The sequence below is a fragment of the Cupriavidus sp. 8B genome (assembly GCF_054589115.1).
The window spans coordinates 40,606-52,177 of the sequence record NZ_BAAILO010000252.1; the positions used below are offsets into that span (position 1 = coordinate 40,606).

General features: G+C 66.4%; 11 protein-coding genes. 4 read left to right on the plus strand and 7 right to left on the minus strand.

Annotated features, from left to right (window positions below; translation table 11 throughout):
* Window positions 1-320: 320 nt before the first annotated feature.
* Complete coding sequence (locus ACYP5B_RS24580; RefSeq protein ID WP_459571442.1) at window positions 321-1,460, plus strand: AGE family epimerase/isomerase; 1,140 nt, start codon at window positions 321-323, stop codon at window positions 1,458-1,460.
* 12 nt (window positions 1,461-1,472) lie between these two features.
* Here the strand turns inward: ACYP5B_RS24580 and ACYP5B_RS24585 are convergent, their stop codons facing one another.
* A complete protein-coding gene (locus tag ACYP5B_RS24585; RefSeq protein ID WP_459571396.1) occupies window positions 1,473-2,192 on the minus strand; it encodes a Crp/Fnr family transcriptional regulator in 720 nt (239 codons plus the stop codon).
* A 343-nt stretch (window positions 2,193-2,535) separates the two neighbouring features.
* Here ACYP5B_RS24585 and ACYP5B_RS24590 point away from each other — a divergent pair, with 343 nt between their 5' ends.
* The gene (locus ACYP5B_RS24590; protein ID WP_459571397.1) at window positions 2,536-3,153 is read left to right on the plus strand and encodes a copper resistance protein CopQ; all 618 of its coding nucleotides are present in this window, start codon (window positions 2,536-2,538) and stop codon (window positions 3,151-3,153) included.
* Window positions 3,154-3,183: 30 nt separating this feature from the next.
* Here ACYP5B_RS24590 and ACYP5B_RS24595 read toward each other — a convergent pair whose 3' ends face one another.
* Window positions 3,184-4,044: a LysR family transcriptional regulator gene (locus ACYP5B_RS24595; protein WP_318232733.1), complete on the minus strand. Its 861-nt coding sequence runs from the start codon at window positions 4,042-4,044 to the stop codon at window positions 3,184-3,186.
* A gap of 188 nt (window positions 4,045-4,232) precedes the next feature.
* Between ACYP5B_RS24595 and mdtD the strand changes: the two genes are divergently transcribed.
* Window positions 4,233-5,627, plus strand: a complete 1,395-nt coding sequence (gene mdtD / locus ACYP5B_RS24600) for a multidrug transporter subunit MdtD (protein WP_459571398.1) — start codon at window positions 4,233-4,235, stop codon at window positions 5,625-5,627.
* 47 nt (window positions 5,628-5,674) lie between these two features.
* On the opposite strand, the gene ACYP5B_RS24605 is transcribed toward mdtD, so the two are convergent.
* The 4 genes from ACYP5B_RS24605 to ACYP5B_RS24620 all read right to left on the minus strand — a co-directional run bounded on the left by ACYP5B_RS24605 (window position 5,675) and on the right by ACYP5B_RS24620 (window position 9,397).
* Entirely contained in the window at window positions 5,675-6,073 is a 399-nt protein-coding gene (locus ACYP5B_RS24605; protein ID WP_174423696.1) for a hypothetical protein, read from the minus strand.
* An 83-nt stretch (window positions 6,074-6,156) separates the two neighbouring features.
* A complete protein-coding gene (locus ACYP5B_RS24610) occupies window positions 6,157-6,843 on the minus strand; it encodes an alpha/beta hydrolase (RefSeq protein WP_459571399.1) in 687 nt (228 codons plus the stop codon).
* Between the two features lie 329 nt (window positions 6,844-7,172).
* Window positions 7,173-7,460, minus strand: a complete 288-nt coding sequence (locus ACYP5B_RS24615) for a hypothetical protein (protein WP_400099258.1) — start codon at window positions 7,458-7,460, stop codon at window positions 7,173-7,175.
* Between the two features lie 170 nt (window positions 7,461-7,630).
* Entirely contained in the window at window positions 7,631-9,397 is a 1,767-nt protein-coding gene (locus ACYP5B_RS24620) for an FAD-dependent oxidoreductase (RefSeq protein WP_400099260.1), read from the minus strand.
* 504 nt (window positions 9,398-9,901) lie between these two features.
* Here ACYP5B_RS24620 and ACYP5B_RS24625 point away from each other — a divergent pair.
* Complete coding sequence (locus ACYP5B_RS24625) at window positions 9,902-10,429, plus strand: hypothetical protein (protein WP_318232729.1); 528 nt, start codon at window positions 9,902-9,904, stop codon at window positions 10,427-10,429.
* A 356-nt stretch (window positions 10,430-10,785) separates the two neighbouring features.
* Here ACYP5B_RS24625 and ACYP5B_RS24630 read toward each other — a convergent pair.
* Window positions 10,786-11,572, minus strand: a 787-nt coding sequence (locus ACYP5B_RS24630; RefSeq protein ID WP_459571400.1) for a DMT family transporter, incomplete at its 5' end; no start/stop codon positions are given.

An 11,572-nucleotide genomic window follows, 5' to 3' on the forward strand; every position in this document is an offset into this window, starting at 1 on the left:
AAGTGCTTAATAGATACACTGGACGGGAGGCGGGGATCCTTCCGGCCATGTCATCTGCACAAACCAGGCATGTGGCCCGGGCGCCGCGGCAGGCGCGGAATACGGCGCAAAAGCCGCTTACCGCGGCCTTCGATTGGAGGGGCCACGTCGTAAGGTTAGGCGATTTATTGGCGGGATCAAGCTTGCCATCGGCGTAAAAGAGCTATTGGGCCGAAGGCGGCATTCAAGGGCCGCAACCGCCGCTCGGGAGGGCCGCTTGGCGGGCTGAGGTATATTCCACGGGTGGCAGATACGTGCCTCCTACCGATTTCCTTTTCCGCATGAACGTTACGCCACCCCTTGCCACCGCTGGTGCTGATCCCAAGGCCGCTTCCTTCGCCGCATTGCGCGCGCACTACGATGCCGCCGTCCTGCCGCTATGGACCGGGCCGGGCTGGAACGCCGCGATGCAGCTGCCCTACGAGGCGCTGTCCGGCGCTGACTGGCAGCCTTTGCCGGTGGCGCGCTACCGCGCCATGGCCTGCGCGCGTCAGCTCTACGTGTTTTCGCAGTGCGCGGGCGCCGATGCGGCGGCCCATGCCGCGCGCCTGTTCGCGTCGCTCAGCGGCCGCTTTGCCGACGGCGTGCAGGGTGGCTTGGTCTACAGCATCGATGCGCAGGGACAGCCTCTGGATACCACCAAGGACCTGTACACCCACGCCTTCGTCGTCTTTGCCTGCGCGGCGTATTTCAAGCGCTCGGGCAGCACGCAAGCGCGGGCCTTGCTGGACAGCACCACACGCGTGATCGAGCAGCGTTTCGCCACTGCCCACGGCCTTTACCATGCCGCGCTCGCGCAGGATTTCAGCCCGGTCGGCGGGCCGCCCCAGCAAAACCCGATCATGCACCTGACCGAGGCCTACCTGGCGGCGCATGAGGCAACCGGGGAACATGTCTATGTGGACCGGCTGGCGGCCATTGCCGCCGCCGTGCTGGCCACCTTTGTCGATCCGGCGACCGGTTGCATTGCCGAGTTGCCGATGAATACCGATCGCGCTGGCAACCGGGTCGAGCCCGGCCACCAGTTCGAGTGGTTTTCGCTGCTTGCCAGCGAGCCCGCGTTGTTCGAGGGCTCCGGGCTCAGGCAAGCGCTGGCACGCGCATTCGACTTTGCCATGCAGCACGGCGTCGACACCAGCACCATGGGCGTGGCCGCGGCATTGCATCTGGACGGCTCGCTCCGTGATCCGATCCAGCGCATCTGGGCCCAGACCGAGTTCGCGCGGGCACTGGCGGTGCGTGGCGACAGCGTCGCGCTGGCGCACCTGCAGGCCTGGCTGAAAGCCTACCCGGCGCGATTCCTGCACGCGGGCGGCTGGCATGAGTGCCTGTCGCCTGCCGGCAAGGTGGAGCGATCGGAGATGCCTTCGACCACCCCATATCATCTTGCCACTGCGTACCAGGCGCTGCCGCAGGATTGACGGCTTGGCCGATCAGCCGGCCGCGTGGCTGAGCAGGCGGTCGAACTCGTTGCGCACGATGCGGTAAGACTCGCCGGAAAAGCCCTCCAGACCGGCCCGGTCGATCACGGTGATATGGCCGCGGCTGTGCCGGATCATTTGCAGCTCCGCCAGCTTGCCGACCGCCTCGGTCACGCCCTCGCGCCGCACGCCAAGCATGTCGGCAATGGTCTGCTGGGTAACGTCGAGCTCATTGCAGGGCGAGCGGTCCAGCGCCAGCAGCAGCCAGCGGCACAACTGCGTGGTCAGGGAGTGGTGGCGGATGCAGACGGCCGTCTGCGACACCTGCGTGAGCAGCGCCTGCATATAGAGCAGGGCCATGCGCTGCAGTGTGGGCAGCTCGGGGTAGATCGCGCGCAGGTCGCTCGCGGCAACGCGAAACCCGATGCCGCTCCTGCGTACTTCGATCCGGTTGGGCATGGTCTCGGCGCCGGTCAGCGCGGGCAGGCCGACCAGCCCCTCACGGCCCACGGAGGCCAGCTCCACGGTGGCGCCGCTTTCCAGCAGGGACATCATCGAGATCACCGCCGTGCTCGGGAAGTAGAGATGCCGGATGCGCTGCCCGGAATCACTTAGTAGTTGCCCCGTGCGCAGGTTGACGCTATCCAGGCGCGGCAGGAGCAAGCGGCGCTCGTGCGGCGGCAGGGCACCCAGCAAGTGATTGCCGGCCAAATCCAGTTCGGTATCGATCATCCCGTTGTCTCCCCAAGTCGAAAGGTCGCGGCTGCTGCGCCAGCCGTTTGGATTTTTCTCTGTGCGGTATGCCACGCAGTCGGGCATGACCCGTTAACGTATTAAGCGTCATGCGTGTGCTTGCCGACAGTGGCCGGAGGTTGGAGATCGCCACGGTATTGGGGGGATAGGCTTTTGGCTGGGTCAACCCCGGGTTCATACTTTTGACTGGGGGAGGGGTCAGGTGGCCGGGGCGCCGCATGTGGATGCGGCGCAAGGATCGGCGCAAACAATGTGAAAAAAACCTGTAAGTTCCTGTGGGTGGCGGCGACGAATGGGCACATTCACCCAGTTGGAGATTGCCATGTACCCGAACCTCACCAAGTCGCTGTTTGCCGCCGCCGCCATCGCCGGCGCCGTGTTTGCCCTGGGCAGCGCCCAAGCGGCCAGCCCGGTTTCCCATAGCGCCACCAGCATGCGCGATATCTACAGCGACGGTGCGCGCACGGCGCCCGTGAACGCCTTTACCGATGGCGCAAGGGGCGGGAGGTTCAACTCGTTCACCGACGGTGCCCACGCCCGCATCGTGGATCCCTTTACCGATGGCGCCCGCATAGCCGGCCTGGATCGCACTGGCCCCTCCGCCGATCCGGCCCGCAGCACCGACCCGTTTGCCGACGGCGCCCGCAAGCTGGATACGTTCACGGATGGCGCGCGCATCGCCGGCCTGGACCGCACTGGCGTCTCCGCCGATCCGGCCCGCAGCACCGACCCGTTCTCCGACGGCGCCCGCAAGCTCGATACGTTCACGGATGGCGCGCGCATCGCTGGCCTGGACCGCTCCGGTGTTTCCTCCGATCCGGCGCGCAATGTCGACCCGTTCGTCGATGGCGCGCAGAAGGTGGCCGGCATGGATACCCGCGGCGTTTCAGCGTCGCCGGCCCGCAGCTTCAATGTGTACCAGGATGGCGCGAATGCGTGAGCCGCGCGGGGCGCGGTGTGCAGATCCTGGCTACTCGTCCAGCCAGGACCCGCGCAGATCGCTCTTTTGCAGCAGTTGCAGCAACGTTTCGGCGGGCCGGCTCAGGCGGCCCGCGCGCAGCGAGATGAATTCCACCTCCGGCAGCGCCGGCAGGCTGTCGCCATTGACCAGCGGCGACAGCCCGCGCCCGGACAGATATTGCGCGCGCACGGTAATGCCCAGCCCGCCGCGCGCGGCGGCGATGCAGCCCGAATGACTGCTGCTGGTGCAGACGATCTGCCAGCGCATCCCGGCCTTGGCCAGCGTATCGAGCACGATGGCGCGCGTGACACTGGGCTCGGGCACCAGAATCAGCGGCAGGGGCTGGCGCAGGTCGGCCACCGTGCCGGGCCGGGCGAGCCACTCCAGCTTGCCCCTGAACAGCGGCGCGCCGCGCCGGTCGCCCTCGCGGCGCTTGCCGATCATCAGGTCCAGCGCACCGGCATCCATCAGCTCATAGAGCTTGCCGGTCATGCCAATGGTGATTTCCAGCTCCACATCGGGATGCGAGTTGCGAAACGCTGCCAGTACATTGGGCAGCGGGCCCAGCGCGAGGTCGTCCGAGGTGCCCAGCCGCACGCGGCCCTGCAGGCGCGGCGCATTGAACTGGGACTCCGCGCGCGCAATGGCATCCAGGATCAGCCGCGCGTGCGCCAGCAGCGCCTCGCCGTCGGCGGTCATGGCCAGGGTGTGGGTATCGCGCACAAAGAGCCGGCGCCCCACATGCTGTTCCAGGCGCCGGACGTGGTCGCTGACGCTGGACTGGGACAGGCCGAGCTGGCGCCCCGCGTCGGTAAAGCTGTGCGCGGCGGCTACGGTGGCGAAGGTCTTGATCCAGACGGGATTGAGCATGCCGCATTGTCATCGGATTCTCCGATGACAGTCAATATACCTAGCAGGGTTCCCGATTGGCACGGCCGGTATTAACATCGGCAGCATTCGTGGCACTGGTTTACCCGTATCGCTTCTCTCTCGGGCCATTCCAGATGCCTCACCGGTGATTGCCCCTTATTGCCGGTACTTGCCTCGAGACGTACCAGATGACCAGCCAATCCTCGCAAAAGGCCATGTTGTGGATCGTCGCAGCGGGCTTTTTCATGCAAACGCTCGACACCACCATCGTCAACACCGCGTTGCCCGCAATGGCGCGCAGCCTCAAGGTAACCCCCCTCGACATGAAGCCGGTGGTGGTGGCCTACACGCTGACCATGGCGATGCTCACGCCGGCCTCGGGCTGGCTGGCCGACCGCTTTGGCACCCGGCGCGTGTACTTCGCGGCGATCCTGATCTTTGTGCTGGGCTCGCTGTTCTGCGCGGGCGCGCAGAGCCTGGACCAGCTCGTGGTTGCCCGCGTGATACAGGGCGTGGGCGGCTCCATGCTGTTGCCGATCGGCCGGCTGGCGGTGCTGCGCAGCGTCTGCGGCGAGCAATACATCGCGGCGCTGGCCTTTGTCTCGGTGGCGGGGCAGGTCGGGCCGATCTTTGGCCCGGTGCTGGGCGGCTGGATCGTGCAGTCGGTGGCCTGGCACTGGATCTTCCTGATCAACGTGCCCGTGGGCGCCATCGGGATGCTGGCGGTCTTGCGCTACCTGCCCGACCACACCCCCGGCCGCGCGGCCCCGTTCGACTTTCTCGGCTGTGGCTTGTTATCGCTTTGCATGGTGGCGTTCTCGCTGGCACTTGACACCCCGCGCGAGGCGAGCCACGCGGCATGGAGCGGCAGCCTGTTCGGGCTGAGCCTGCTGTCCGCGCTGCTCTACATCCCGCATGCGCGGCGGCGGCGCAATCCGCTGTTCCGGCTGGCGCTGTTTCGCGAGCCCAATTTCAGCGTGGGCCTGGCCGGCAACCTGGTGTGCCGCATCGGCTCCGGCGCGGTGCCGTTCCTGATGCCGTTGCTGCTGCAGTTGCAGATGGGGTATTCGCCGCTGCATTCGGGGCTGATGCTGCTGCCGGCCGCACTGGCCGGCGTGGTCGCCAAGCGCTGGATCGTGCCGCTCGTCAAGCGCTTTGGCTATGACAATTTCCTGCTGGTCAACACCGTATTGGTGGGCGGATCGATTGCCTCGTTCGCGGCGATTTCGCCGGGCTGGCCAGTGGGCCTGGCCATTGCGCAGCTCGCGTTGTTCGGCGCGACCAACTCCATGCAGTTCGCCGCCATGAACAGCGTGACGCTCAAGGGCTTGAGCGTGGAGGACGCGGGCAGCGGCAACAGCCTGTTCTCGATGGTGCAGATGCTGGCAATCGGGCTCGGGGTCACCATCGGCGGGGGGCTTGTCAGCATGTTTACCGCCCAGCTGGGCGTGGCCGGTACGGCTTACCGGCTGGCGTTCTTTACCGTGGGCATGATTACGCTGCTATCGGCACTGGTATTCCGCCGTCTCGATGCCGAGCCATTCGACAAGAGCCGCGGCCCGGCCAGGGTGGCCAGCCTCTGATCCGCAATGGCGGGACGCGATGCGTCCTGCACCGGCTTACTTCGTTATCACTCTGTCACGCCGTTCTCATGCAGGAGCCGCTCGCACTCGTCGAGCAGGTCGTGCGCAAAGGCGGACTGGTAGTTGGGATCCAGCGCTTCCATCATTTCGTGGGCGGTGTACAGCCCCGCCTCGCGCGAGAGCGTGCCGGCGAGCTGGCGCGCGAACTGATCGCTCAGCTGCGACAGCAAGCGCCGCTCGGCCAGCGCCAGTTGCAGCTTGGAGCGCGACAGCCACAGGCTCGCCAGGGTTGCGCCCTGGGCATCGGTCATCCATTGACGGTGTTCGTAGAATGCCGACAAGCGTTCGGCGGCGAGCGCAAACAGCAGAGCCTTGCGGGTATTGAAGTCGAGCTTGAGCGCTGGAGCGGGTGTGGGCGCCGAAGCGTCGGGGGGTGAGGTTTTCATAATGACTTGCAAATCATGCGGTGGGGCGCGAGCCTACCACGCTATCCGATGCCGGGGCGATACTGGAGCGATGTCCGGGCCTGTCAGGATTTCTCGCCCGCCGCGAAGCGCGCATTCAACCATGTGCCAATCGCCTTGATCTCTTCCATGCAGACCGAGTGCGACATGCGGTAAGTGTGCCAGTCCACCTTGCAGCCCAGTTTTTCCAGGGTGTCGCGTGCCAGCAGGCCGAGCTGCACGGATACCACGTCGTCCTCGGTGCCGTGCCCGGCAAAGATCGGCGTGGCCCGATTGGCTTCGCTGAATTCGGCGGCAAGCAGCGCCGGCGCGGGGATATAGGTGGAAAGAGCGATGATGCCGCACAGGGCTTCGGGATGCGTCAGGGCGGTGGTATAGGCCACGGCGCCGCCTTGCGAGAAACCGGCCAGCACCACGCGATGGCTGGGCACGCCGCGCTGGTTCTCCCGCGCGATCAAGGCGCGAACGGCGTCGCGGGAGACACGGATGCCGGCCTCGTCCGCATGGCGGCGCGCGTCGTCGAGTGAGTGGATGTCATACCACGCCGGCATGACGTAGCCGCCGTTGCAGGTGACCGGGATGGCCGGCGCGTTGGGAAACACGAAACGCACGCCGGGCGCGCGCGCCAGGCCAAGTTCCGGCACCACGGGCACGAAATCGCTGCCGTCGGCGCCGAGCCCGTGCATCCAGATGACCGACCACGTGGGCGACGGCGCGGTTTCGATTTCAATGGCTGGCAGCAGTGCGCTCATTTCGATGTTCCTTGTTCCTTGTTCCCGCAACCTGATCGGGCTGCCGGCACGGCGAGCGTGCAGGGCGCCACTGCCCGGTGCGAGGCTATGTTCTTGTGCGCATGGCATGGGGATGCCGCGTGAGGCGGCAAGTATCGCACAGCGCCGGCGCGGTGCCGGCGGCTGGGCAATCGGGAACGCTTCAGCAAGCGCCGTGTGTCATGCGAGCGGATAGCCGCCGCGGCTTCAAGCCGCGCGGCATGGCATGACGATGCACCGGCCCGTCTTCGCACAAGCGAAGGGCGCGCCGGCGCCGTGCCAACGTGAGTCACGTTGGCCCCGGTAAACCGTCAGGCTGCTGAAGGTACGGCAGGCACCGTGATGAGGCCGGGCGCGGAGCGGGGCGCTTGCGCATGCTCCGTGGTGACCGGGGTGCGCCGCTTGTCCACGACGCTCTCGACGCCGGAGGCGCTCACATCTTCCAGGAATGCGACCAGGTCGCGGTAGTAGTCGACCTGCATCTGTGCCTCTAGCAGGCGGCGCTCGGCTTGGAATAAGGTAAGCCGCATTTGCTGCAATTCCCTTGCTGCGATTTTCTCCGGGGTGGGCGGACTAAACATGTCTGCAAGCGAACGCATGGCAACCTCCCGCTATCGATGGCTTCGAATTGAAGCTCCTGCCATGCAACCAATATAGTAAATAAAAGCGCATTTCAGGCCCTGTCGCGCGCCGTCCACACAGTCGATTGCCGGCGCGCGGCGGCAGGAGTAAATTGATCGCCCGGTGTTTGCAAGGCGTCCGGCAATGCTTACATGGCAAGCGTTCCCGGCTCAGGCTGTTTCATTTTTGCCAGGTAGCTGTGGATCTGCGCGACCACCGCCGCGCCTTCGCCCACGGCCGCTGCAACCCGCTTGGTGGAACCCGAGCGCACGTCCCCGATTGCAAAGATGCCTGGCACGCTGGTCTCCAGCGTGGATGCCGGCATCGTGCCTTCATGCGCCGTGTCCGTGCCGGTCAGCACGAATCCCTTCGCGTCCACGCGCACATTGCAACTGGCGAGCCATCCCGTATTGGGATCGGCGCCGGTAAACAGGAACAGATGCCGGATCGGCAGCTCGGTCACGCGGTCGCTGTCGCGCGTGCGATAACCGATGGTAGCCAGGCGTTCTTCGCCGCCCAGGGCCACAATCTCCGCGCCGGTATGCAGTTCGATATTGGGCTGGGCGGCAATGCGCTCGATCAGGTAGCGCGACATGCTGGCCTCCAGCCCCGAGGCCCGAATGAGAATGTGCACGCGCTTGGCGTGCGCGGCCAGGAAGACAGCGGCCTGCCCCGCGGAATTGCCGCCACCCACCAGCACGACTTCTTCGCTGCTGCACAGGCGGGCTTCCACCGGGGACGCCCAGTAGTAGACGCCGCGGCCCTCATAGCGATCGAGTGCCGCGATAGCGGGGTGGCGGTAAGCCGCGCCGCTGGCGATGACCACGGTCCGGGCCGCAATCTTGCGGCCATCGCTCAATTCGACGCGCTGCGGATGCTCGCCACAATGCAGTGCGGCCACCTGCAGGGGGATGGCAAGGTGCGCGCCGAACTTCTGGGCTTGCACAAAGGCCCGGCCGGCCAGCGCTTGTCCGGAAATACCTGTGGGGAAGCCCAGGTAGTTCTCGATGCGCGAGCTGGCGCCGGCCTGGCCGCCTGGCGCAAGGCTGTCGAACACGGCAACGCAGAGGCCCTCGGAAGCGGCATACACCGCAGTGGCGAGACCAGCCGGGCCGGCACCCACCACGATCACGTCATAGACATAGTCCGGGTCGAATTCGGGCAGCAGGCCGAGGCAGGTGGCAAGCTGGCCCGCGTCCGGGCGTCGCAGCACCGCGCCGCCGGGGCAGATCACCAGCGGGAAGTCGCCGGGCGCGGCCGTGGTGGAATCGAGCAGGGCGCACGCCTCGGGATCTGTGTCCGCGTCGACCACGGTGTGGGGATAGCCGTTGCGTCGCAGGAACGCCTGCAGATGCAGCAGGCGCGCGTCGCTGCCGCGGCCCAGCAGCGTCGGGCCATTGCCGCGCTCGATCAGGCCGACGCGGCGCAGGATCAGCGCACGCATGATCCGCTCGCCCAGTTCGGCTTCCGCCACAATCAGCGCGCGCAGCCGATCGGGTGGAATCGCGATGGCCTCGACGTCCTCCAGCGCCAGGCCGTCGACCAGCGCAGGCTTGCCCGATAGCTGCCCCACCTCGGCAAGGAAGCTGCCCGGCCCGTGCTCGCCGACCACCGACGCACGATCCCGTGCGTCGCGCTGCATCACGCGCACGCGGCCCCGCAGCAGCACGACCATGCCGTGGGCCGGGTCGCCGGTGCGAAACAGGTATTCATTGGCGCGCCACTGCCGCAATGTGCCGAAGTGCCGTAGCCGTGCTATCTCGGCGGCGGCAAGCAGGGGCCACATCTGGTGGCTGCGCGACTCCATCGGGGAGAACGCCGCGGTGGCGGCCTCCTGCTCGATGGCCAGGCCCGCCGCAACGATGGCTTGCGGGTCGGGGGGTTCCAGGCTTCCGATGGCATTGTCTGCGCTCATGGCGGTACGGCCTCCCGGTGGCACCGCGCTGGCGCCGGTGCGGATGAGTCAAGTGCTACTGCTGATGCGTGCGCGGGGATGCCCGGTCACGGCCCGGAGAGTTTGCTCGCGATGCCGCGATGCGGCAATCCCTCTTGGTCCACACACCCCAAAAGCGTAGTACACGCAGGGCAACAAATGGCCATGGCACCGGATAGTGCGTCTTATGCCGCTTATGCCGTTTCCGGATATCTTAATTGCAACCTAGTAAAAACCCTTGACTATCTACTTACAGGTAGATAAGATGTGTTCCATGGATGCCGCAGCCAGGTAACGCCAGACAGACAAGGCCCAGCCAGCCGGTTTCCAACGCAGCAAACGAGTAACAAGGACGAAAGTCATTTTTTTTGCTCCGCTTCTCTACCTAGTGGTAGGTAAGAAGGCAAGAAAAACGACGATCCAGCTAAAACCCGGTCCCCGCGGCCAAAGCAGACCCCCGGACCCATGCTTCGATTGGAGAACATCATGAACACCAAGCTTTTTGCCAAGTCCCTGCTGACCGCCGCCACCCTCGCCGCAGCTTTTGCCGCCGGCCATGCTCAGGCCGCCGCAACCGTCCCCGCAGACAAGTACGGTTATGAATACCGCACCCGCGACGTCTACAGCGACGGCGCCCGCAGCGGCAAGTTCGACGCTTTCACCGAAGGCGCACGCGCCGGCAAGTTCGATCCGTTCACCGACGGCGCCCGCACCGGCAAGTTCGACGTCTTCTCCGAAGGCGGCCTGACCGCCGGCCTGGACCGCGCCGGCGTGTCGTCCGACCCCGCTCGCAGCGCCGACCCCTACACCGACGGCGCACGCGTTGGCAAGACCGACCCGTACACGGATGGTTTCCGTACCGTCGCCGGCCTGGATCGCAGCGGCGTGTCGGCTGAACCCAGCCGCAAGTTTGACCCGTACACCGACGGCGCCCGCAACGACAAGCGCAACCCCTACTTCGACGGTGCTCGCAGCGGCGCACGCGACGTGTACACCGACGGCGCCAAGGCCTGAGCCAGTAACCCGAACAACCGGCAAGCCGCAGGGTCTGTATGACCCCGGCGCGCCGGATTCAAAGCGTCACCCCGCTGCGTCACCGTAACGACGCGCGGATACCAGGAGTGCATCATGAGCCGTTGGAAGAGTTTCCGGATGTTGGCAGGCTGGGCGCTGGTTTGCGTTGCCAGTGGCTCCATGGCCACCGTGGTGGCACAGGCACTCCCGGCCTGAAGGTCCCCAGGATCCAAAGCATCCGTTTTAACGAAGGTATATCGCAGCGCTCCCACGCTGCACGCGAATCGGCGCGCCCATTGTGGCGCGCCGAATTTTTTTCCGAGCCCGATGAAGCCAACCCGCATCCCTTCGCCACATTAGCTTGCCAGGCGCTTGCTCCATCCATGCACAACGCCTGTTGTCAGGGCCGTGCCGGCTAGGATCACGGCGCAGCCCAGCAGCATCGAAGGGGTAAGGCGTTCGCCCAGGAATAGCGCGCCCCACAAGACACCGAAGGCCGGGATCAGGAACAGCGCGGTCATTGCCCGTGCCGGCCCGGCCTTGGCGATCAGGCGAAAGAAAAGCACATAAGCCAGCGCGGTGCAGGCGACGGTCAGCGCGCCTAGCGCCAGCCACGCGTGCGAGCTTGGCTGGGTGGCTGGCCACAGCCAGGCCGCGGGCGCGCACAGCAGCAGCGCCGATGCGAGCTGGCTGCCCGTTGCCACCGTCAGCGACGGCACGTCCGCCAGGTATTTGCGGGTGAAGTTGGCGGAGAAGCCATAGAGCAGGGTAGCGGCCAGGCAGGCCAGCGCGGCCAGGCCGGCGGCCTTGCCCGCGGCACCGTGCTGCAGCCCGGCCTTGTCCCACACCAGCCACAGCACCCCGGCGAAGCCTAGCGCCAGCCCGGCTACGCGTGGCGCATCCAGGCGTTCGCGCAACCACAGCCAGCCGATCAGCGCGGTAAACAGCGGCGTGGCCGCAGTGAACATGGCGGAACGCCCGGCGGGAATGGTCAGCGCGGCAAAGCTGAACAGCACGAAGGGCAGCGCCGAATTCGTGACACCTACCACGGCGATCGCCCACCAGCGGCGGCGCAGGCCGGCCAGCCCGCCGCGCCAGGCCAGCAGCGGCAGCAGCAGCAGGGCCGCGCCGCCGGCGCGCGCG

Coding starts and splice junctions, on each gene's coding strand:
- ACYP5B_RS24615 (WP_400099258.1), bottom strand. CDS start 7,460: ATGCGTTCGCTTGCAGACATGTTTAGTCCGCCCACCCCGGAGAAAATC.
- ACYP5B_RS24605 (WP_174423696.1), bottom strand. CDS start 6,073: ATGAAAACCTCACCCCCCGACGCTTCGGCGCCCACACCCGCTCCAGCG.
- mdtD (WP_459571398.1), top strand. CDS start 4,233: ATGACCAGCCAATCCTCGCAAAAGGCCATGTTGTGGATCGTCGCAGCG.
- ACYP5B_RS24625 (WP_318232729.1), top strand. CDS start 9,902: ATGAACACCAAGCTTTTTGCCAAGTCCCTGCTGACCGCCGCCACCCTC.
- ACYP5B_RS24620 (WP_400099260.1), bottom strand. CDS start 9,397: ATGAGCGCAGACAATGCCATCGGAAGCCTGGAACCCCCCGACCCGCAA.
- ACYP5B_RS24595 (WP_318232733.1), bottom strand. CDS start 4,044: ATGCTCAATCCCGTCTGGATCAAGACCTTCGCCACCGTAGCCGCCGCG.
- ACYP5B_RS24610 (WP_459571399.1), bottom strand. CDS start 6,843: ATGAGCGCACTGCTGCCAGCCATTGAAATCGAAACCGCGCCGTCGCCC.
- ACYP5B_RS24580 (WP_459571442.1), top strand. CDS start 321: ATGAACGTTACGCCACCCCTTGCCACCGCTGGTGCTGATCCCAAGGCC.
- ACYP5B_RS24585 (WP_459571396.1), bottom strand. CDS start 2,192: ATGATCGATACCGAACTGGATTTGGCCGGCAATCACTTGCTGGGTGCC.
- ACYP5B_RS24590 (WP_459571397.1), top strand. CDS start 2,536: ATGTACCCGAACCTCACCAAGTCGCTGTTTGCCGCCGCCGCCATCGCC.